The following is a 21,036-nucleotide window of genomic DNA, read 5'->3' on the forward strand; positions in this document are numbered from 1 at the left end:
TAAATGGCGGATACAAATGTTTGATGCGAAGTGGCGGACGCGGCCACCGGCCTGTATGATCAGCGCAACAGGCGATGTCACCGATAAGGCAGGACATGATGATCCACTTGAACAACGATTTCGGGCGTGCCCATCCCGGCCCGGATCTTCGCGCGTCCTGCGGCGCGCTCGACGGGGCGCGCCGCCGTGGCTAGCTACGAGTACTACGTCGCGCGCGGCTACGACGCCGCGACGGCGGAGGCGTTCGCGAAGGCGGAGGCGTTCGCGAAGGCGGACGAGGAGTCGCCTTGGCCGCCTTCGCAGTCGGCTCCGCCCGTCGCCCCGTTGGACCCGCAGCCGGGGGCGTTTCCGGTGAATCCCGCGTTGTGGTTCGAGGGGCAGAATCCGCGGACACCGCCGCCCGCGCCTCCGGGCGGGGCACCCCCGGAGCCGGGGCGGTTCGTGGATCTGGGCCGGATGGCCGAGGCCGAGCGCGACGAGGCGGAGCTGGTCGAACAGCGGGTGCGGGCGTACCGGGAGAGCCAGCCCCCGGTCAAGCCTGATGAAACGAAAGAGGTCGGCGGCATGAAGATCGACGTCTATCTGGACGCGAACGCCCGTGAGGTCAACCGCCGCGAGGCCGCGGTCAAGAAAATCCGAGAGGGAGGCCGCGCGTGAAGCTCGACACCGAGAAGGCGCGTCAATCCGGCCGGGAGGTGCTGGCGGCGAAAGACGAGCTGTCGGGCGACGGCACGCCCGACAGCCTGCGGGCGGCGGCGGAAGGCGTGAAGGGGCTGGCGCTGCAGGACGCCCTCGCCGCCTGCGCCGAGGGCTACGAAGGGTTCAAGACCCGGTTCGGCAACGAGCTGGACTACATCGGGCACACCGTCATCGCGGCAGCAGAGATCATCGACATGACCGACGAGGCAGCCCAAGCCTCGATAGCCAGGCTGGACATCCCCGGATGAGCGGACAACTGACCCGCCCCTTGCTGGACGCGCTCAACCCGGAAGCCCTCGGGGACCTCGCGCAGGCGATGCGGACCAAGGCGCAGCAGTACGAGCCCCAGCAGTCCCAGTTCCCGCGCCGTTTGAGATTCCCGGCTGGCGGGGACGAGTGGACCGGCAAAGCGTCCGACGCGCTCCAGCAGCGCGCGGGCCTGGTCGCCCGCACCTACGGCGACACGACCCACGCCCTCGGCGCCGCGGCGGGCCAATTGGACCAGGCGCAAGGGTTCATCTCGGACAGCAGGAAGACCGCGCGCCAGTTCATCGGCGGGGTGGAGGACAAAGACGTCACCCTCGGGACCGGCGACGGGAAGATGTGGCCGTGCGGCAAACCGTTCCAGGTGGCGGACGACTTCACCGTGCAGGTCAAACCGGGGGCGGTCCCGGCCGGGGCCCCGTACCAGATCGGCGAGCTGCTCAAGCTCATCGCCTACGGGTTCACCGAGGACATAAAACGTCTCGTCCAGCAGCTCGAAGACCTCGGCCAGACCTGGGCGGGGAAGATCAAAGAGGCACTGGACCTCTCCAAACTCGCGCTTGACTCCAAAGGCCAGCCCTACCAGCCGTACGACCCGAGCAGAGCCGCCCACGAGCAAGCCGCCGCCATCGCCGACGGCACCATGGACATCCCCTCGGACCCCAAACAGCTCCACGACCTCTGGCTGCAGCTCAGCCCCACGGAGAAAGACGCCATCTACGACCGCTACCACGACATCGGCAACCACGGCGGCATCCCCTTCGATGATCGGGACCATTACAACCGGGCGAACCTTGACCGGATGACGAAACACGCGGAACAGGAACTTGCCGCTATCAACCAACACCCGCCCGAGGTTCCCATCAGCGGAGGAAAGGACGCCGAGCAGTACGAGAAAGACTGGGCGGCTTGGCAAGCGAAACGCAAGGCCCTGCAGCAAGAGCTGGACGGCTACAACAACATCCGGGCGACCCTCGACCGCAGCGGCAAAGACGGGGTGCCGCGTTTCCTCGGGACTGTGGACGACAAGGGCCATGCCGCCGTCGCCCTGTACAACCCCGACAGGGCGAGAGACACCGCCACCGTCGTGCCGGGCACTTTTTCGGACCTGAGCACGCTAGAAGCCTACGACCAGCATTCACAGGACATCATCCAGTCGGCTATCAAGGCATCTCATGGGCAGCTGCACGAGGGTGACGTGTCGGTGACGGAGTGGTTAGGCTACGACCGACCCATGACCATCTCCGGCATCGAGGGCACGTCGCCGTGGGCGGGCGACCCGGATCCCGCCCTGCGCGGCGCGAAGGCGTTGGACGACTACCAGGCCGGTATCCGCGCCTCCCATGACGACGCAGCCGCTGGTGGCCGCTCTTACAACACCGTCATCGGGCACTCTTACGGCACCACCGAGGTCGGAGCAGCCGCCACGCACGGGAACCATCTAGACGCGGACGCGGTGGTGCTTCTCGCTAGCCCCGGCGCGTTCGCGGACAACGCGCACGGCCTCTCCCTTCCCGAGGGTGCGAAGGTGTTCGTCGGCAAATCCTTCTTCGACCCCATCGACATCGCCAATGTCGGGGCCGCTGTCGGGCTCAGCGACCTCGGCAGCGACCCCTCGCTGTGGGACGACGCGTATCGTATCGACGCTGGCCTCGGCGGACACAGCAGCTACTGGGACCCGGACAACCCCGCGATGAAGAATCTCGGCCAAATCATCACCAGACACGACGGGAGCAACGGTGTCACCCCGTACTAACAACCCCATCGCTCACAAGTCCATCGCGAGAGGCGTGGCGCTGTTGTTTGCAGTCGTTCTCGCCATGGCCGGATGCGACCGGATCGCCCAGTACCTAGGGCCGGACGACCGTCCGCCGCCCAACGTGAAAGGAGCCCCGATGGAGCCCATGCCGACCACGAGGCAGCAAGCGCAAGACGCGGTGTACCGCTATTACCAGAAGACATTGCGCGAACTGCCGGACGGCTACGCGCTCGACAACTCCCGCTACGGCGCGGTAGGAGCGACGGTGAGCGCGTGCAATGACTACGAACCTCCTAACACCGCCCCCGCTAAGTACCACGATGCGCGGACAATCATCGCCCCGCCTGGAACGGACAATCTTGCGCTCGTGGTCAAAATTGGGGAGATCTGGAAGAACTGGGGGTGGCGCGTCGAAGAGCGCGACGGATTTAACAAGCCCAATCGATTCGGGATCGCCCCGGACGGCTACGTGCTCCATGTCGAATCGGATGCCCAATACCCTGTGATGTTTGAAGGCAGCTCACCGTGCTTCACCGGTGATAAAGCCCGATATGACTACATCCCGATCCCTACCCTCATCACTCGTGACGGCCCACAGTATGCGGCTCCTGCGAAACCTCCAGAGGTGTCGGAGTCGCCGCGTAGGGTTTTCAATTGGTGATCGTCTGGTTTTGTTGGGCGCCGGATGGGGGTGGTTTGTGCGTGCGGCGGGGGTGGTGGTGATGTGGTCTCGTGCTGCGGTGGGGGTTTTGGCGAGGGGCGTGGCGCTTGCCTCCGCGCTGCTTGTCGTTGGTTGCGGTCTCCAGCCGCGACCGGCGCAGGATAGTCACGCTGCGTCTGCCTCAGTATCGCAAGGACAGGTTATGATCCCCGCCCCGCACGTCGAGAGCCAGCAGCAAGCCCAAGAGACCTTGTACGGGTACATGCGAAAAACCCTTGAGGCGCTCTCGGCGGGCATTGACATTGAAAGCGCCCATCCCTGGCAAGGAGGGAGTACAGGTGCTTGCGATGACCGTATTGACCAGGAGAACGCGCCTGTCAGTTATTCAGATTTTCGAGGAATTCGCGCTCCTGCGGGAACCGACTACAACGACTTGATTCTCAGATTTGGTGATGTTTGGAAGGGCTGGGGTTGGCGTGTTGTGGAACGCAGCGGGGACAACAAGCCTAACCGTTACGCTATCTCGCCGGATGGCTACATACTAAGTATTGAGGCTGGTAATCCGGTCGGCTATCCACCCACAATGCTCGGCAGAACACCGTGTTTCTCTCCTAAGCTCCGTGACGATCACGTTCCGAAACCGCGAGTGATCACTCGTGACGGCTTGCAGTACGACGAGCCTGCGGAGTCGCCAGGGGTGTCGGAGCCGCCGCATAGGGTTTTCAATTGGTGATCGTCTGGTTTTGTTCGGTGTCGGATGGGGGTGGTTTGTGCGTGCGGCGGGGGCGGTGGTGATGTGGTCTCGTGCTGCGGTGGGGGTTTTGGCGAGGGTTGCGGTGCTTGCCTCCGTGCTGCTTGTCGTTGGTTGCGGTCCCCAGCCGCGACCGGCGCAGGATGGTCACACCGCGTCTGCCTCAGTATCGCAAGGCCAGATCATGATCCCCGCCCCGCACGTCGAGAGCCAGCAGCAGGCCCAAGAGACCTTGTACGGGTACATGCGAAGAACCCTCGAGGGGTTGCCGGATGGTGTATCCATCTTCAGCGCTCACCCATGGCAAGGAGGGAAAACAAGCGCTTGCGATGACCGCATCGACCAGGAGAACGCGCCGATCACCTATCACGATACTTTCGACATGAAGGTGCCGATAGGCACTGATCATGATGCACTGATTGGAAAAATCAGGGATCTCTGGAGGAGCTGGGGTTGGCGCGTCGAAGAGCGTGAAAGTGATAGCAGCCCCAGCTGGTACGGGCGCTCGCCAGACGGATACGAGTTAAACGTCATGGGATACGCAGGAAGGCTCGCCGGGTACCCGCCGACTTTCGGTGGACGAAGCCCGTGTTTCTCTCCTAAGCTCCGTGACGATCACGTTCCGAAACCGCGAGTGATCACCCGTGACGGCTTGCAGTACGACGAGCCTGCGGAGTCGCCAGAGGTGTCGGAGCCGCCGCATAAGGTCTTCGACTGGTGACGGGCGATTCCCCTCCAGAAGGGCGTCCGTCACGGGCCAGCCGACTTCTTCAGTATGCGATATGGCTGGTGGCGGTGAGCAATTTCCTCACCTGCGGCACGTGTTTCCTCCTGGCCGGAGATCCCGATTATTGGACGGTCGATTCCAATGAGTACGTGTCGCGGAAGCTCTGGGCGGTTGTCGGGATGCGGGCGGCCGGGGCCGCCTCGTACGGACTTCTGGCGCTGGCGTTCGGATGCGTCGTGGCCTCGGCCCGCCGTCCCGAGCGCACGAGTCCGTTCCTGCGGTTCGTTGCCGTATTCGCGGTGTGCGCCGCGCTCGTGCCGGCGTATCTCTCTATGTTTCTGGTCGTCGGCCCTTAATGCGCAAGACGGAGCCGCACGAGGTTTCCACTGGGGGCGGGCTTCCTGCGGCCTCTGGCGTGCGCTTCCGGCGCGTTGTCGCCCTTTTTGGCTAGGATGTCCGTCAGCGGGCTCTCAGCTCTCGGGAGTAAGCTGTCGGTTTCGGCTCAAGCTGGCGCGCGGGCCGAGGTCTGCGGTCGTGACGAGCGTGGGCGATGATGAAGATCTGGAAAGGCGATAGGGCTGTAGTGAGCACAGATATCCAGGCGCAGGTGGCTAAGGACGCGAAACTCCTCGAGGAGACGATGTTCGAGGTCAAGCGTGTGATCGTGGGGCAGGAACAGCTCGTGGAGCGGATTTTGGTGGGATTGCTGGCCAAGGGGCACATCCTGCTCGAAGGCGTGCCGGGGGTGGCGAAGACGCTGGCGGTGGAGACGTTCGCCAAAGTGGTGGGCGGAAAGTTCTCCCGTGTGCAGTTCACCCCGGACTTGGTCCCCACTGACTTGGTCGGCACGCGCATCTACCGGCAGGGCCGGGAGGAGTTCGACACCGAGCTCGGCCCGGTCGTGGCGAACTTCGTGCTGGCGGACGAGATCAACCGCGCCCCGGCCAAGGTCCAGTCCGCGCTCTTGGAGGTGATGGCCGAGCGGCATGTGACCATCGGCGGGCAGACCTACCCGATGCCGAGCCCGTTCCTGGTCATGGCGACGCAGAACCCGATCGAGAACGAGGGCGTGTACCCGCTGCCGGAGGCGCAGCGCGACCGGTTCCTGTTCAAGGTGCTCGTCTCCTACCCGACGGTGGAGGAGGAGCGGGAGATCATCTACCGGATGGGCACCAAGCCTCCGACCCCCCGCCAGGTGCTGGACTCCGAGACGCTCCTGCGGCTGCAGGAGACCGCGGGCGAGGTCTTCGTGCACCACGCTCTGATCGACTACGTGGTCCGGGTGATCGCCGCGACCCGCGACCCTCGGGCCCACGGCCTGCCGGACGTGGCGTCCTGGCTGTCGTACGGGGCCTCCCCGCGCGCGACGCTCGGCATCGTCGCGGCGGCCAGGGCGCTTGCGCTGGTCCGGGGCCGCGACTACGTCATCCCCGTCGACGTGGTCGAGGTCATCCCCGACGTGCTGCGCCACCGCCTCGTGCTGAGCTACGACGCGCTGGCGGACGAGGTCACCACCGAGCACGTCATCGCGCGGGTGCTCAAGACCATCGCCTTGCCGCAGGTGAGCGCGCATCAGGCCCCGCAGGGCGCTCCGGTCCCGCCGCAGGTCGGCAATGTGGCCGGACAGTTCGCGGGACAGGCCTGACGTGCCGCAGAGCACCCCGTCGTTCGCGCAGGGCACGTTGCGCAACCCGAAGCTCGCGGCGGCGCTGAAGACGCTGGAGCTGACCGTCAGGCGCAAGCTCGACGGCCAGCTGCACGGCGACCACCTCGGCCTGTTGCCCGGACCGGGGTCCGAGCCGGGCGACTCGCGCGTGTACGTGCCCGGCGACGACGTCCGGCAGATGGACTGGTCGGTGACCGCCCGGACCACGCATCCGCACGTGCGGCAGATGACCGCGGACCGGGAGCTGGAGACGTGGCTGGTGGTGGACCTCTCCGCGAGCATGGACTTCGGCACGACGAACTGCGAGAAGCGGGACTTGGCGGTGGCGGCGGCTTCGGCGATCGTGCATCTGACCACCGCGCCGGGCAACCGGCACGGCGCGATCATCGCGACGGGGACGGACATCATCCGGGTGAACGCCCGCTCAGGCAGGCAGCACGTCCAGAACTTGTTGTCGACGATCGCGACCACCCCGAAGTCCGTCGAGGGCAGGCGGGGGAACCTCGCGCAGGCCATCGACGCCTTGCGCCGCCCGCAGCGGCGCAAGGGGCTCGCGGTGGTCATCAGCGACTTCCTCGGCCCGGTGGACTGGGACCGTCCGCTGCGCGGCGTCGGCGGACGGCACGAGGTGCTGGGGATCGAAGTGCTCGACCCGAGGGATCTGGAGCTGCCCCCGGTCGGCGAGGTCGTGCTCCGCGACGCGGAGAGCGGCGAGATCAAGTCCTACCGGGTCACCGACTCGCTGCGCCAGCGTTTCGCGGAGGCCGCGCGGGAACACCAGGAAGCCGTGCACCGGGCATTGCGCGGAGCAGGCGGGGGCGTGCTGTCCCTGCGCACCGATAAGGACTGGATCGCGGAGATCGTGCGGTTCGTCGCGGCCCGTCGTCGCGGCCTGGTGAACGGGGCGGCGTGACGCTGCTCGCGGAGCCATTCGGCGGTCCTCTCCAGTTCCAGCCCGATTGGGGCAATCCGTTCGCCCCCATGCACCCCTGGTGGTACCTCTTCGCGATCGTGGTGGCGCTCCTGCTGGCGCTCTACGTCGTGGCGCGGGTCTACCTGCGCTCGCGCTACTTGCGTTTCGCGAACACCGAGATCCTGGACAAGGTCGCGCCGAAGCGCTCGAAGTTCCTCACGCACGTCCCTGTCGCGGTGTTCCTCGTCGGGCTGTTGCTGCTGACGGTGGCGCTGAGCGGTCCGACCACCCTCGCGAAAGTGCCGAAGAACCGGGCCACGGTCGTCTTGGTCATCGACATCTCGCTCTCGATGATGTGCGACGACGTCCGCCCGACGCGGGTGGACGCCGCCCGGCAGGCCGCGATCAAGTTCGTCGACGAGATGGAGCCGACGCTGCAGCTGGGCCTGGTCACGTTCGCGGGGACGGCGCAGACGCTGATCGCGCCCTCCTCGGACCACGAGGTGGTCAAACGCGCGCTCGACGACGCGATCCGGCCGGACAAGCTCGCGGCGCGCACCGCCACCGGCGAGGGGATCTACACCGCGCTGCAGCAGATCGAGACGCTCAAAGGCATCCTCGGCGGCGCTTCGAAGGCCCCGCCCGCGCGCATCGTGCTGGAGTCCGACGGCAAGGAGACCGTCCCGGACGACTTGAACGCGCCGCGCGGCGCGTTCACGGCGGCGAAAGAGGCGAAGGCGAAGGAGGTGCCGATCTACTCGATCTCGTTCGGCACCGCGAGCCCGATCCCGTACGTGAACATCCAGGGGTCGCGGGTGCCCGTCCCGGCGGACGACGCGTCGCTGCAGAAGGTGGCGGAGCTGTCCGGGGGCAAGTTCTTCACGGCGAGCTCGCTCGACCAGCTCACCGATGTCTACAGCTCGTTGAACGCGGAGATCGGGTACGACCTGGTGAAGCAGGAGTCCTCCCGCGCGTGGATTCTGGCGGGCACGCTCCTGGTGATGGCCGCGGTGGCCTCAAACTTCTTCCTCGGCCGCGCGCTGCCCTAGCGCGTCGTCCGTTTGCGCGTCGTCGGCTTTCGACAGCCGGGCGTTGATGGCGAGCCCGACCAGCCCCACGGTGATGCAGCACGCGCTGACGAGGAAGAACTTCGGGTCGAAGTGTCCGGTCGTCGCGTCGCCCAACAGGACGACGGCGGTGGTCATGGGGATGAGCCCCATGAACGAGGCGAGCGTGTAGGGGACCAGGCGCACCGTGGACACGCCGCACAAGTAGTTCTGCAGCGCGAACGGCACCGGGGCGATCAGGCGCACCGACCAGACGGCGAGCCAGCCGCGTTGGCTGAGCTGCTGTTGGACGTGTTTGGCGAGCGGATGGCGGATATAGGACTGCACGCGTTCGCCCGCGATCCGCCTGGCGAAGAGGAAGGCGAGCACGGCGGCGAGCGTCGAGGCGGTCACCGAGACGGCCACTCCCAGCAGCGACCCGTAGAGCAGGCCGGACGCGAGGGTGAAGATGGTGCGGGGGACGGGGGTGACCGTGATGATCGCGTAGGCGGCGAGGAAAACGAGCAGGCCCACCGCGCCGAAGGACTGCGCCCAGTCGCGCATCACGGCGGGGGACGGGATCGGGAGCCAGAACACGCAGGCCGCGGTGATCGCGGCGCAGACCCCGAGGAACGCGAGGGTCCGCCCGGACGGGCGAGGGGCGAGCTCGACGGCGATTGCGGCGCGGCGGCGCGCGTTGTTGATCAGAGGGGCCCATCGAGACATGACTGTCCAGCATAGGATGTAACCCATGCTGGTGCGTAGTCCATATGATGGCCGTGTTGTCGGGGAAGTCGCCCTCGCGGACGACGAGGAGGTCGAGCGTGCCGTGTCCGCCGCGCACGCGTTGCGCCGCGCGGCGATTCCCGCGCACGTGCTCGCCGGGGCGCTGCGGCAGATCTCGGACGAGATCGCCGCGCGGGCGGACGAGGCGGCGGCGATCTTGACCGCCGAGAGCGGGAAGCCGGTCCAGTGGGCCAAGGCGGAGGTCGCGCGCGCGGTGTCGACGTTCGGCTGGGCCGCGCAGGAGGCGCGGACCTTCTCCGGAGAGCTGCAACGTTTGGACACCGACCCCGGCGGGGTCGGCAGGCTCGCGATCGCCCGTCGCGCCCCTCTCGGCCCGATCCTGGGCATCACGCCGTTCAACTTCCCGCTGAACCTGGTCGCGCACAAAGTCGCGCCCGCGCTCGCGGTCGGGGCCCCGATCATCGTCAAGCCCGCCCCGCGCACCCCGTTGGCCGCGCGCTTCCTCGCCGAGATCGTGGCGAAGACCGACCTGCCGGACGGCATGTTCGCGGTGCTGAACGTCTCGAACGAGCAGACGATCGCGCTCGTGCAGGACCCGAGGCTGCCGGTGGTCTCTTTCACCGGGTCGGTGCCGGTGGGCTGGTCGATCCGCGACAGCGCGCCCCGCAAGAAAGTGATCCTGGAGCTGGGGGGCAACGGGGCCGCGGTGGTCTGCGCGGATTGGCGCAGCGAGGCGGATTTGGACTGGGCGGCGAGCCGGATCGCGACCTTCTCGAACTATCAGGCGGGGCAGTCCTGCATTTCGGTGCAGCGGGTCTACGTGGACCGGTCGTTGCACGACGATCTGCTCCAGCGCATCGTGGCCAAGACCGAGGCGCTGGGGACGGGGGATCCGGCGGACGCGGCGACGCAAGTCGGCCCGCTGATCGACGAGGACTCGGCCAAGCGGGTCGAGGCGTGGGTCGAGGAGGCTAAAGCGGACGGCGCGCGCGTGGCGACCGGCGGGGTCCGGTCCGGCACGAGTTACGCGCCGACCGTCCTGACGAACGTGCCGGACAATGCCAAAGTCGTCGCGGAGGAGGTCTTCGGCCCGGTGGTGTCGGTGTTCGCCGTCGATTCGACGGACGAGGCGTTCGCCAAGGTGAACGACTCCCGGTTCGGATTGCAGACCGGAGTGTTCACCCACGACTTGCAGCTGGCGTTCCGCGCGGGGCGGGAGCTCGAAGTCGGGGGAGTGATCGTCGGCGACGTGCCCTCCTACCGGGCCGACCAGATGCCCTACGGCGGGGTCAAGGACTCCGGCGTCGGGCGCGAGGGCGTGCGCAGCGCGATGCACGACCTCACCGAAGAAAGAGTCCTCGTCCTGACCGGGGTGTGACCCGCCGCCCAGGAGCGATCTGCCGCGTCGTCGGCCGCTCGTGCGCACCGCGCGGCCTTCCGCCTTGCGCCGCGGCTATCGGGGTCGACGGGGGCCTGGCGAGGGCCGCTGGCGCGGCTCTCGAATCTGCTAGCGCAGAATGCTTGCAAGTGCTAGCAAGGCGCGCTAGCATGGTGGCATGGGTCGAGAGGTCAAAGAGATCTGGGACATCCGAGAAGTCGGAGACATCGGTGAGTTCATCCGGACTCAGCGGGAGCTGGCGCAGGTCTCGTTGCGCCAATTGGCCCAACGGGCTGGGGTCAGCAATCCGTACCTCAGCCAGATCGAACGAGGTCTGCGGAACCCGTCCGCCCAAGTGATGGGGCAGATCGCAAAGGCTTTGCGGCTTTCGGCGGAGGCCTTGGGAACGCAGGCGGAGCTGCTGGCGGAGCGCGAGCCGAGCCGGGTGCGCGAGGCGGTGCTCGCGGACGAGTCGATCACCGAACGGCAAAAAGAAGCGCTGGTCCAAGTGTACGAAGCGTTTGTCCAGGAGACCTCACGTGCGCGGGATCTCCTAAGAGATCAACCCAACCACCACAACAAAGGAGATTGACATGGCTGAGAAGACTGAGAAGAAGAGCACCCCGTCCCTCGACATCAAAGCCCCGTTCTACGCGGCGGTCGGCGTCGGCGACTTCGCGCTCGCCGCGGTGAACGACATCGTGGAGAAGATCCGCGAGACCGCAGAAAGCGCCACGAGCGAAGTGCTCGCGAAGGTCAACGAGGCGCGGGACAAGCACCTGCCGGAGAAGGGCGAGAAGGCCGAGCCGATCGGCGACATCCGCGACCTGGTCGCCAAGTTCTCGCCGGAAGAGCTGCGCAAGGTCGCCGAGGCGTACAGCAAAGTCGCCCTCGACATCTTCAACCTCCTCGCGGAGCGGGGCGAGGAGGCCACCAAACGTCTGCTCAAGCAGTCCGAGGTGCAGGACGTGAAGAAGGCCGTCGCGGACAAGGTGGACGAGGTCCGCGAGCTCACCGACGATGCGCTCGGCAAGGTCGCCAGCGGCACCCGCGCGCTCGGCGAGCAGGCGAGCAAGGGGACCGGGACCGGCTCCACCACCCGCCGCTCCGCCGCAACGAAGAAGGCCGACTCCGCCGAGAAGTGAGCGAGGCGGGCCCGAACGCCGCAGGCTCTGGCCGTCGTCACGACGGCCAGAGCCTGCGGCGTTCGTGGGTTTTGGCATAATCAGCGATGTGAGTGCATTGCTTCGTCTGATCCGTTTCGCGCTCCCGCCTGTCGGCGCGCTCGCGTCGGTGGCAACTGGGGGATTGTTGTGGCCGGTCAAGCCCCAAACCCGCGCCGACTTCGCCCCGCCGAAGCACCCAGGGCGCGAGTCCTGGGTGGAGAGCACGGGCGGGGTGCGCCTGCGCGTGGTGGAGTACGGGCCGGCGGACGCGCCGCCGCTCGTCTTCGCCCACGGATGGACCTGCACCGCGGAGGTGTGGCTGCCGCAGGTGCACGCGCTCGCGGGGGAGTTCCGCGTGATCGCCTACGACCAGCGGGGGCACGGGCAGAGCGAGGGCGAATCGGGGCCGTTCCACGTTGACCTGCTGGGCGACGACCTCTCCGCCGTGCTGGGCCACACGTTGCGCGAGGGCGAGCGGGCGGTCGTCGCGGGGCACAGCATGGGCGGCATGACGATCATGTCCTGGGCCGCCCGTTACCCCGAGGAGGTGCCGCGCCGCGCGAAGTCGGTGGTGCTCACCGCCACGGCGGTGCGCGAGCTGCCCAGCAGGATCAAGATCCAGCCGTTGACGTTGTTCAGCTCGGCGGGGGAGGAGACCATGAAGAAGGCGGTGTCCGCCTTGAGCGCCGCGCTCTCGGCCCCGCTGAACCTGTGGCTGCTCCGCAGCGCGTGGGCGACGCGGTTCCTCGTCCGGCACAGCGTACTGTGCGCCGAGGCGAGCGACGCGGACGTGGACCGGACCGCCGAGATGGCCCTCACGTGCGCGCGTCGGTCGAGGGGCGGTTGGTTCCAGGTCTTGGCGTTCGCCGACCTCGTGGCGGGCCTGAGGAATCTGACCGTGCCGACGGTGGTGGTCGCGGGCCTGCAGGATCGCCTTCTGCCGGTGGAGCACAGCTACGAAATGGCGGCAGAGCTGGTCGAGACCGGCTGGCTGGAGCGGTTGGTCGTCGTGCCGGGGTCCGGCCATATGGTCCAGCTGGAGGCGACCGAGCAGTACAACGCGCTGCTGCGCGAGACCGCCCGGACTGCGTCCTCGGCGACAGCGGGAGCGGGGCGGTGAGCGGGCTGCGGCGCGCGGATGTCGCCGCGATGGTGGAGCACACGCTGCTCAAGCCGGAAGCGCTCGCGGAGCACGCAGCGCAGACTGTGGCAGAAGCGCAAGCGCTGGGCGTGCTCGGCGTGTGCCTCTCGCCGTCCGTACTGCCGGTCGAGGCGCAGGGGCTTGTGCTGGTCACGGTGGTGGGCTTCCCATCCGGACGGCACCACGCCGAGATCAAGGCCGCCGAAGCGGCGCTCGCCGCCCGTCAGGGGGCGCAGGAGATCGATATGGTCGTCGACCTTTCGAACCCGCTCGTCGGCGACTACGAGTCGGTGGAGCGCGAGGTCGCCCTGGTGCGCGCGGCCTGCGGCGACGCGCTGCTCAAGGTGATCATCGAGTCGGAGGCGCTGCTCACGCTGGCCCCGGACGGCGCGAGCGCGGTGACCGAGACCTCACGGGCGGTGGAACGCGGCGGCGCGGAGTTCGTGAAGACTTCGACGGGTTTTCACCCCGCGGGAGGGGCAAGCGTCGCGGCTGTCTCGCTGATGTCGGCCGCGGTCAGCTCGCGGGTGCGGGTGAAAGCAAGCGGAGGGATCCGCACCGCGGAGCAGGCTCGCGCGCTGATCGAGGCCGGGGCGCACCGCCTCGGCTTGTCGGGGTCGCGCGCCGTCCTCGACGGGTTCCCCGTGTGAACGCTCGCCTGAGGGCGAAGAGAAAAGGAGCCCCGCCGGTCGGCGGGGCTCCTTTTCTCATTCTCTTCGCTCTCGCTGGTCACTCCAGCCAGCGCAGCGCGGAGCACTTGGTCCCCTTCACGAGGGGAGCGTCGTCCGCGTAGAACTGGAAGACAATCGAGTCCTGCTTGACCTGCACGGATTTCGCCTTCAGCCCCATGGGGTAGCTCGCGACCTTCTTTGCGACCTGTTCGATGGCGGGCCGGGCGATCGAGTTCGCGAAGCCGGACACGTCGAACCCGATGAAGTTATGGGCCTCGGGCAGGTCGATGCTCTTGATCCTGATCTGCAAGTTGTGCTGCTTGTCGACCTCCGGCTGCACGATGATGACGGCACGGGCCTGGAGGATGCCGATCTTGCCGTTCACGTCGATGTCGAACTGGTTGTGCTCCGGATCGAGCTTGACCGAGTTGACGGAGGTGATCGGGGATTCGGTCTGGCCAGGGTCCTTCAAGTCCCGGTTGGCCAAGGTCTGCCGGATCCCTTCGGCGGTCCACGTGACTTGAGTGGTCATGTGGCCGACGGAGCCGCCGCCTTTGGTGACGTGCACGTCTTCCAGGTGGGCGATGATGTCCAGCCCTTTGATGGCCTCTTTGAGCTGCACCTCGCCGTTGCGGTCGTACTTGTCCACCGCGCTGTTCTTCGCGTCCACCGAAAGGTAGGGGATTTCGTGGTCGAGCAGGCTCGCGAGCAGGAACTTGCTGTGGTCGTAGTCGACCTTTGCCTTCGTGTGCAGCACGTTCTCCGCAGCCTCGTCGGCGCACACGGCGAGCAGGTGGCGGGCGACCAGCTCGCCTCCGAGCACCCCGACGACGCCGAGCAGCAGCAGGACGACAAGGCTGAGCACAGCGGTCTTCAGCCCGAATCTCGACGGCCGAGAGCCAGGCGCGGCTCCGGGCTCGTCGTCCGCGTCATGCCCCTTCGAGGAAGCCCCGCCGGTCGTGACGGCGGCGGCTCCGGCTGCGGCCGGCGGGAGCACGGCCGTCTCGTCGGAAACGCTTTGCTCGGCCTGGTCCGGCTCTCTCCGGCCTTGCTCGGCGACAGGCAGCTCCGTCGTGGCTTCGGTCGGTGCGGGGGCGGGGAGTTCTTCGGTCAGGTCCGCCCCCTCTGGCTCGACGGCGGGCAGGACGGTCGTCTCGTCCGCCACGTCGCGCTCCGCCGGGGGAGGTTCGGAGCCGAGGCCGGCGGGATCGTGTTCGACGGCAGGCAGGACGGTTGTCTCGTCGTCTGCGGCGGGCAGGACGGTCGTCTCGTCGTCTGCGGCGGGCAGTTTCTCCGTCGGCGGCTCTTCCTGCGCATCGCTCTCGGGACGTTCGACGTCCTCGCTCGCGCTGGAGCTGTGCTCTGTTGGCTCTTTCGGATCGGAATCGTTCGACTGGCTCATCGAGTCAGCACTTTACCAGTGCTCGCTGGAGGGGGTTCCGCTTGAGAACAGGCAGCGCGGTCCGCGCCTGGTCGACGACGTCAAGATCGATTTCGACGACGAGCAATTCTGGCGCGGCTCCGGCCTCCCCGACCACTTCGCCGAACGGCGAGACGACGCGGCTGAACCCGATCCCCCTCGGCGCGGACGAGTCCGCCGCCGCCGCTCCGGGATCCGCCTGGCCGCAGGCGAGCACGTAGGAGGTGCTGTCCAACGCGCGGGCCGCCGTCAGCAGGCGCCACTGTTCGAGTTTGCGCGGCCCCGAGCCCCAGGAGGCGCTGACCACGAGCGCGTGCGCGCCGAGCCGGGCCAGCTCCTGGTACAGCCAGGGGAAGCGCACGTCGTAGCACGTTGTGAGCCCGATCCTCGCCGGACCGAGGTCGAACACCACCAGGTCGCTCCCCGCCTCCACGGTGCGGGACTCGAGGAATCCCAGCGCGTCGAAGAGGTGGATTTTGTCGTAGGGCCAGACCTGCGCGCCGTCGGTGGCGATCAGGGTGTTGCGCACCTTGCCCTCTCCCGCTTCGGCGGGGGAGAACATGCCGACGACGATGGCGACGCCGAGTTCGGCTGCGAGCGCGCGGATCTGCGCCGCCCACGGCCCGTCCACCGGCTCGGCGACCGGGGCGAGCGGTTCGCCGAAGCACCGCATGCCCGCCTCTGGGAAGACCACGAGCTGCGCGCCGCGCGCCTTGGCGGCGCGGGCGCTCTCCGCGATGAGCGCCGCATTGGCGGCGGGATCGGGCCCGGAGGAGATCTGCGCCAGCGCGACGCGCAACAGGGCCATCAGCTCACCAGGTCTGGATGATGTCGGCCGCGCTCTGCGCGAGGCGCTGCGCGGCCGTCCTCGGGTCGTCCTCCGAGGGGCGCCAGCCGTTGTAGAAAGCGTCCACTTCCTCCTGGGTCCAGGCGGGCGGGCGCGGCGAGAGCCACTGGCACAGGTACTCGGCCTCGCCCCGGACCAGCTCTTTGAGGTTCACCAGGATGAGCTGCTCGAGCTTGGGCCCGAGGACCGGCACGAACACCCGGATGTTCATGCTCCTGCGGATGAGCGTCCCGCCGGAGCCGTTGTCGACCAGGCCGACGCCGCTCTCCCGCATCGTGAGCGTGCCGCCGAACTTGCCCGGCGCGGCGGGCACCGAGGCGGAGAAGGCTCCGTTGTTCCCGTCCTCGTCCGCGAGCCCCGGCCGCAGGAATTTCTCCTTGCGGGTGATGTGCATGTCCACCTTCATGATCGACTTGGCGATCGGCGGGAGGTACTCGCGCGGCAGCTTCTGCTTGACCTCGATTTCGACGTAGTCGTCGGTCTTCTCGAAGCTCACGACCTCCGACTTGTCGGTGAGCTGCAGCCACAGCTGCATCAGGTCGTCCCAGAATTGCTGGTCGGAGAGGCCTTCGAAGACCCGCTCGGGAGGATGCCGGTACCGGACGGGGAGATGCAAGGTACGTGCCATAGTGCTTGTAGCTTACTACTGCGCCCGTAGGGGGAACTGGCCTAGTGCTCGGCCAACCAGGCGGTGGTGAAGTCGCGCTCTTTGTCGAGAAGCTCCACGACCTGGCCGGAGAGGTTGGACTCGATCTTCGCGCCGAGGAACGGGATGCTCACCTTCACCTCGCCGGTGTAGCTCACAGCGGAGCCGCCGCCGGTCGAGGTGAGCTTGCCCTCGCCGCGCACGCGCGCGGGGGTGCCGGGGACGCTGACGGTGTACCAGCCGACGGCGTTGCCGTCCTTGAGCGGGCTCCAGTGCTCGCTGCGCTCGATGACCAGGTCGCCGCTGCGGATCTTCGCGATCATCGGCGGAAGCTCGTCGGCGGGGATGATGTGGCTGGAGCGGACCGAGAACCAGCCTTCTTCCACGGGCTCCCCGTCCGGGTCGGGCCCGAACGCGAGGGTCGAGCCCTCGCCGCCGACCTCGTTGATCCGGTCCGTCCAGTAGGCCTGGCTGGTCAATACGTCGTGCAACCGTTTCGAGTCGACAGAGAACTCGGCGGAATAGTCAATAGGTGTCGCCACTAGGGCAGGCTACCGTGTTCAGTCATGGAAAGCGCGCAGCTCCCCCGAAAATTGGCCGATCTTGGCGCTCTGACGCGCAAGGACGCGACGTTCGCGCAGCTCACAACCTTGCGGGTGGGCGGGTCGATCGGGCTGCTCGTGGACTGCCCCGACCGGGAGATCGTGTTCGGGGCCGTCAAGGAGCTCGCGGACGCGCAGGTGCCGACGATCCACCTCGGCGGCGGCAGCAACCTGGTGGCTCCGGACGAGGGCTGGCCGGGCGCGGTGCTGCGCGTGACGAGCGAAGGGCTCTCCAGCGCGCTCGACTCGGACGGAGCCCTGGTGCTCGCGGACGCGGGGGTCCGCTGGGACGACCTCGTCGCGTTCGCCGTCGAGTCGGGGCTCGGCGGGCTGGAGTGCTTGTCCGGCATCCCCGGCAACGTGGGGGCGAGCGTGAAGCAGAACATCGGCGCGTACGGCTCCCAGCTCTCCGACTGCCTTGTCGAGGCCGAGCTGTGGAACTGGAGCACCGGGGAGCACCGCTGGGCCTCGGCGGAAAGCTTGCGCTTGGGCTATCGCTCCTCGGCGATCCGGCACGAGGAGTGCGTCGTCGTGCTGACGCTGCGCCTGCGGCTGACCTCGGACGGGCTGTCCGCGCCGATCCGCTACCGGGAGCTTGCTTCGGCGGTCGGGGTCCGAGAAGGCGAGCGCGCGCCGGCGCGGGAGGTCAGGGACGCGGTGCTGTCCTTGCGGGCGGGCAAGGGGATGCTGCTGGACGAGGGCGACCACGACACCTGGAGCACCGGATCGTTCTTCGTGAACCCGGTGCTGCCGCTGGACGAGGCCGAGCGGCTGTTCCCTCGGGCGAAGCGCCCCGAGCGCATGCCTTGGTTCGTGGAGGGGGAGCAGGTGAAGCTCTCGGCGGCCTGGCTCATCGAACACGCCGGGTTCGGCAAGGGCTTCCCCGGCGAGGACGCGCCGGCGCGGCTGTCCGTCAAGCACACGCTTGCGATCACGAACCGGGGCGCGGCAACCTCGGCGGACGTGCTGACGTTGGCCGGGCGAGTCCGCGCGGGGGTGCGGGAGGCGTTCGGCGTGCGTTTGGAGCCCGAGCCGATCATCCTCGGCAAAGGCCTCGACTAGTTTTGCTCGGCCCCGCTACGCCTTGATCGTGGACGCGTCGATGACGTAGCGGTAGCGGGCTTGTTTGTCGAAGACCTTCTTCCAGGCGTCGCTGATCTGGTCGGCGGGGATCACCTGGATCTGCGGGCCGATCTTGTGCGCGGCGCAGAAGTCGATCGCCTCCTGCGTCTCCCGGATGCCGCCGGTGTTGGAGGCGGCGATCATGACTTGGTTGCCGAAGGTCGACATCTGCCCCCACTCGTTCGGGGTGCTGAGCTTGCCGAGGCCGACGCGGCAGAACACGCGCTGGCGCTTCATCAGCGGGTAGTAGGGCTCGAGGTTGTGGGCGTAGGGGACGGTGTCGAGGATGAAGTCGAACGATCTGCGCATCCGGTCCATTTGCTCTTTGTCCTCGTTCACGACCACCGTGTCCGCGCCGAGCCGTGCGGCGTCGGCGACTTTGTCGGGCGATGTGGTGAACGCGACGACCTCGGCCCCGAGCTTCTTGGCGACCTGCACGGCGAAGTGTCCGAGCCCGCCGATCCCGACCACGCCGACCCGCCAGCCCTCGCGCACGCCCCAGGCCCGCATCGGCGAGTACACCGTGATGCCCGAGCAGGCCATGGGGGCCACCTGGGCCAGATCGACGCCGTGCGGCGCTTTGAGGACGTACCGCTCGCGGACGACGATGCTGTTCGAGTAGCCGCCCTGGGTGTAGCCGCCGGGGTCCTGCGATTTCGCCCCGTAGGTGTGGGTGTAGCCGTTGAGGCAGTACACCTCGTTCCCCGAGACGCATTCCGCGCAGTGGCCGCACGAGTCGACCACCGTGCCGACCGCGACCTCGTCGCCCGGTTTGAACCGGACGACCGCCGAGCCGACCTCGGCGACGACCCCGGCGATCTCGTGCCCCGGCACGAGCGGGTAGGGCGGCGTGCCCCAGTCGGCGTGCCCGAAGTGGACGTCGGAATGGCAGACCCCCGTGTACTTGATGTCGATCCGCACGTCGTCGGGCCGCACCGCGCGGCGTTTGAAGGAGATCGGGGAGAGGTTCCCCGTCCCGTCGTGCGCGGCCCAGCCTCGGGCTTCGGTCTCGCCGGAGGCGGCGGCGGGGCCCTTGGGGGCCGTCGCCGAGGCGGAGCCGTCGACGGAGGAGGACTCGCCCAAGGGGTTCGGCTTGGTCGAGCAGGCCGCCGCGCCCGCCCCGGCCACCGCCGTGGCGAGCGCCGCGCCGCGCAAGAAGACACGCCGGTCGACCCCGGCCGAGGGCGGCCCCGACGGGGCCGCTGGTTCGGTACCCTGGAACTCGTCGGACTGCTGGTCGGGCATCTCGTCTCCTTCGTCAGGGGCGATCAGAATATTTCGATGTTCGCATGCATTCTACCGAAGAAAAACTAGGTTCTCCGTGGAGAGCCGCCCGCGACGTTCATGGAAATCCCTGCTCGCTGGGCTCGCAGGCATTTCCATGAAGCTTTCGTGTCGGTGGCGGCACGAAGCGGTCGCGAGGAGGTAACCTTTCTGCCGTGGACGGACATCTCCGTAGATTTGCTGAGGGGGCCGCGCGCTCTTGGGAGGCCGCTCCCGTTCCCCGGCGCGTCGCCTTGGTCGCCCTCACCGGCGTGACGGCGTGCGCGGGCTTTTTCTCCTGCGGACACCCGGAAGAAGAGGGCCGCAGCCCCGCGAGCTCTTCCGCCGCGCCCAAAACAACGGCGAAACTGGTCTTCGAGCCCGCCGACGGCGCGAAAGACGTGAGCCCGGCGAGCACGGCGAAAATCTCCGCGAGCGGCGGAACGCTCGCAGAAGCGAGGCTGATCAGCGACGACGGGAAGCTCGTCGGAGGGAAGATCGGCCCGGACGGCACGAGCTTCGAGACCTCCGCTTCGCTCGAATTCGGGCGCAAGTACCTCTTCACCGGGCAGGCGAAAGGGCCGGACGGAACCCCCGAGCCCTTCCTCTCCTCGTTCTCGACCCTCGACCCCGACAAGGTCGCCGAGGTCAACGTGAACATCGGCGACGGGCAGCCCGTCGGTGTGGCCGTGCCGATCATCCTGCGCTTCTCCGCGCCGATCAAAAACAAAGCCGCCGTGGAGCGCAAGCTCAAGGTGACCTGCGAGCCCGCGACGGAAGGCTCCTGGGCCTGGCTGCCCGACGCGGTGGGGGAACAGGCGCACTGGCGCACCAAGGAGTACTTCGAGCCGGGCACGAAGGTGCATCTGGAGGTGCCGCTGTTCGCGGAGGACTTCGGCGACGGCGTCTATTGCGGGACGCAGACCCTCACCAGCGACTTCACCATCGCGCGCCACCAGCTCGTGCAGTGCTTCGTGCCCTCGCACCGGATGCAGGTGCTCCGGGGCGACGCGGTCATCATGGACTTCCCGTGCAGCTACGGCGAGGGCAACGAGGTCCGCAACACCACGCGCAGCGGCATCCACGTGGTGACCGAGAAATACGCCGACTTCTACATGTCCAACCCGCCGTACTACTACAACGCGCACGAGCGTTTCGCGGTGCGGATCTCCAACAACGGCGAGTTCATCCACGCCAACCCGCAGACCATCGGGGACCAGGGGAGCACCAACGTCTCGAACGGCTGCGTCAACCTCTCGCCCGAGAACGCCCAGCAGTACTTCAGCTCGGCGCTCTACGGCGACCCCGTGGAAGTCACCGGAACGTCGGTGCAGCTCTCCCCGTCGGACGGCGAGATCTACGACTGGACCTACGACTGGGAGACTTGGCGGGGCATGAGCGCTCTGAGCTAGCTCCGAGGCCCCTCGCTTCCGGCTTGCCCCCGCCCGTCAGGAGGGCCGGGGGCGTGCGGGTGGCGGGGTTGCCCGAAGGCCGGGTCTGGTTCGCGGCGGCGGGGTAGAATGGACGCGGTACCCCGGAATCAGGAG

The 21,036-nt window shown here is 67.7% G+C and carries 23 protein-coding genes; 17 read left to right on the forward strand and 6 right to left on the reverse strand.

The genetic code is table 11. The annotated features are described in order from the left end of the window. Positions 1-126: 126 nt before the first annotated feature. From HMPREF9336_RS18445 to HMPREF9336_RS09635, 10 genes are all read left to right on the forward strand, one after another. Positions 127-657 (forward strand): hypothetical protein, encoded by a 531-nt coding sequence (locus HMPREF9336_RS18445; RefSeq protein ID WP_007471296.1) that lies wholly within the window; start codon positions 127-129, stop codon positions 655-657. Beyond that, positions 654-947 (forward strand): hypothetical protein, encoded by a 294-nt coding sequence (locus HMPREF9336_RS09600; protein WP_007471297.1) that lies wholly within the window; start codon positions 654-656, stop codon positions 945-947. Before HMPREF9336_RS18445 ends, HMPREF9336_RS09600 begins: the two co-directional genes overlap by 4 nt. Next, a complete protein-coding gene (locus tag HMPREF9336_RS09605) occupies positions 944-2,719 on the forward strand; it encodes an alpha/beta hydrolase (protein WP_021030432.1) in 1,776 nt (591 codons plus the stop codon). Before HMPREF9336_RS09600 ends, HMPREF9336_RS09605 begins: the two co-directional genes overlap by 4 nt. 34 nt (positions 2,720-2,753) lie before the next feature. Then, on the forward strand, positions 2,754-3,383 hold the full coding sequence (locus HMPREF9336_RS09610; protein WP_244431619.1) for a hypothetical protein: 630 nt from the start codon (positions 2,754-2,756) through the stop codon (positions 3,381-3,383). A 202-nt stretch (positions 3,384-3,585) separates the two neighbouring features. Further along, on the forward strand, positions 3,586-4,116 hold the full coding sequence (locus HMPREF9336_RS18795; RefSeq protein WP_084206643.1) for a hypothetical protein: 531 nt from the start codon (positions 3,586-3,588) through the stop codon (positions 4,114-4,116). A 202-nt stretch (positions 4,117-4,318) separates the two neighbouring features. Then, a complete protein-coding gene (locus tag HMPREF9336_RS09615; RefSeq protein WP_007471301.1) occupies positions 4,319-4,855 on the forward strand; it encodes a hypothetical protein in 537 nt (178 codons plus the stop codon). Positions 4,856-4,923: 68 nt separating this feature from the next. Then, complete coding sequence (locus HMPREF9336_RS09620; RefSeq protein ID WP_007471302.1) at positions 4,924-5,217, forward strand: hypothetical protein; 294 nt, start codon at positions 4,924-4,926, stop codon at positions 5,215-5,217. Between the two features lie 194 nt (positions 5,218-5,411). Continuing rightward, positions 5,412-6,506, forward strand: a complete 1,095-nt coding sequence (locus HMPREF9336_RS09625) for an AAA family ATPase (RefSeq protein WP_007471303.1) — start codon at positions 5,412-5,414, stop codon at positions 6,504-6,506. Next, on the forward strand, positions 6,475-7,440 hold the full coding sequence (locus tag HMPREF9336_RS09630; protein ID WP_021030435.1) for a DUF58 domain-containing protein: 966 nt from the start codon (positions 6,475-6,477) through the stop codon (positions 7,438-7,440). Before HMPREF9336_RS09625 ends, HMPREF9336_RS09630 begins: the two co-directional genes overlap by 32 nt. Beyond that, on the forward strand, positions 7,437-8,489 hold the full coding sequence (locus tag HMPREF9336_RS09635; protein WP_007471306.1) for a VWA domain-containing protein: 1,053 nt from the start codon (positions 7,437-7,439) through the stop codon (positions 8,487-8,489). The genes HMPREF9336_RS09630 and HMPREF9336_RS09635 overlap by 4 nt, the downstream gene beginning before the upstream one ends. On the opposite strand, the gene HMPREF9336_RS09640 is transcribed toward HMPREF9336_RS09635, so the two are convergent. Next, complete coding sequence (locus tag HMPREF9336_RS09640) at positions 8,457-9,212, reverse strand: TVP38/TMEM64 family protein (RefSeq protein WP_007471308.1); 756 nt, start codon at positions 9,210-9,212, stop codon at positions 8,457-8,459. The genes HMPREF9336_RS09635 and HMPREF9336_RS09640 overlap by 33 nt on opposite strands. Before the next feature lie 25 nt (positions 9,213-9,237). On the opposite strand from HMPREF9336_RS09640, the gene HMPREF9336_RS09645 reads away from it, so the two are divergent. The 5 genes from HMPREF9336_RS09645 (at position 9,238) to deoC (ending at position 13,568) form a co-directional block, all read left to right on the forward strand. After that, positions 9,238-10,611 (forward strand): aldehyde dehydrogenase family protein, encoded by a 1,374-nt coding sequence (locus HMPREF9336_RS09645; protein WP_007471309.1) that lies wholly within the window; start codon positions 9,238-9,240, stop codon positions 10,609-10,611. A 178-nt stretch (positions 10,612-10,789) separates the two neighbouring features. Next, complete coding sequence (locus HMPREF9336_RS09650) at positions 10,790-11,203, forward strand: helix-turn-helix domain-containing protein (RefSeq protein ID WP_007471311.1); 414 nt, start codon at positions 10,790-10,792, stop codon at positions 11,201-11,203. A 1-nt stretch (position 11,204) separates the two neighbouring features. Further along, the gene (locus HMPREF9336_RS09655; RefSeq protein WP_007471312.1) at positions 11,205-11,756 is read left to right on the forward strand and encodes a hypothetical protein; all 552 of its coding nucleotides are present in this window, start codon (positions 11,205-11,207) and stop codon (positions 11,754-11,756) included. A gap of 88 nt (positions 11,757-11,844) precedes the next feature. Continuing rightward, positions 11,845-12,897 (forward strand): alpha/beta fold hydrolase, encoded by a 1,053-nt coding sequence (locus HMPREF9336_RS09660; RefSeq protein WP_051357197.1) that lies wholly within the window; start codon positions 11,845-11,847, stop codon positions 12,895-12,897. Positions 12,898-12,926: 29 nt separating this feature from the next. Next, positions 12,927-13,568, forward strand: a complete 642-nt coding sequence (gene deoC, locus HMPREF9336_RS09665; RefSeq protein WP_051357327.1) for a deoxyribose-phosphate aldolase — start codon at positions 12,927-12,929, stop codon at positions 13,566-13,568. Positions 13,569-13,647: 79 nt separating this feature from the next. Here deoC and HMPREF9336_RS09670 read toward each other — a convergent pair whose 3' ends face one another. From HMPREF9336_RS09670 to HMPREF9336_RS09685, 4 genes are read right to left on the reverse strand one after another with little or no spacing between them, the layout of a single operon-like run. Then, entirely contained in the window at positions 13,648-14,991 is a 1,344-nt protein-coding gene (locus tag HMPREF9336_RS09670; RefSeq protein ID WP_007471318.1) for an LmeA family phospholipid-binding protein, read from the reverse strand. A gap of 4 nt (positions 14,992-14,995) precedes the next feature. Continuing rightward, positions 14,996-15,808: a carbon-nitrogen hydrolase family protein gene (locus HMPREF9336_RS09675; RefSeq protein ID WP_040585406.1), complete on the reverse strand. Its 813-nt coding sequence runs from the start codon at positions 15,806-15,808 to the stop codon at positions 14,996-14,998. A 13-nt stretch (positions 15,809-15,821) separates the two neighbouring features. After that, positions 15,822-16,484 carry a DUF2505 domain-containing protein gene (locus tag HMPREF9336_RS09680; RefSeq protein WP_021030437.1) on the reverse strand — a complete coding sequence of 221 codons (663 nt, stop codon included), beginning with the start codon at positions 16,482-16,484 and terminating at the stop codon, positions 15,822-15,824. Between the two features lie 41 nt (positions 16,485-16,525). After that, complete coding sequence (locus tag HMPREF9336_RS09685; protein ID WP_007471322.1) at positions 16,526-17,044, reverse strand: DUF2505 domain-containing protein; 519 nt, start codon at positions 17,042-17,044, stop codon at positions 16,526-16,528. 24 nt (positions 17,045-17,068) lie between these two features. Here HMPREF9336_RS09685 and HMPREF9336_RS09690 point away from each other — a divergent pair, with 24 nt between their 5' ends. Beyond that, on the forward strand, positions 17,069-18,166 hold the full coding sequence (locus HMPREF9336_RS09690) for a UDP-N-acetylmuramate dehydrogenase (protein ID WP_007471324.1): 1,098 nt from the start codon (positions 17,069-17,071) through the stop codon (positions 18,164-18,166). Positions 18,167-18,181: 15 nt separating this feature from the next. On the opposite strand, the gene HMPREF9336_RS09695 is transcribed toward HMPREF9336_RS09690, so the two are convergent. Beyond that, positions 18,182-19,471: an NAD(P)-dependent alcohol dehydrogenase gene (locus HMPREF9336_RS09695; RefSeq protein ID WP_007471326.1), complete on the reverse strand. Its 1,290-nt coding sequence runs from the start codon at positions 19,469-19,471 to the stop codon at positions 18,182-18,184. 194 nt (positions 19,472-19,665) lie between these two features. Here HMPREF9336_RS09695 and HMPREF9336_RS09700 point away from each other — a divergent pair, with 194 nt between their 5' ends. Continuing rightward, on the forward strand, positions 19,666-20,901 hold the full coding sequence (locus HMPREF9336_RS09700) for a L,D-transpeptidase (protein ID WP_007471327.1): 1,236 nt from the start codon (positions 19,666-19,668) through the stop codon (positions 20,899-20,901). Positions 20,902-21,036 lie beyond the last annotated feature (135 nt).

The sequence above is a fragment of the Segniliparus rugosus ATCC BAA-974 genome (genome assembly GCF_000185725.2).
Classification (GTDB): Bacteria; Actinomycetota; Actinomycetes; order Mycobacteriales; family Mycobacteriaceae; genus Segniliparus; species Segniliparus rugosus.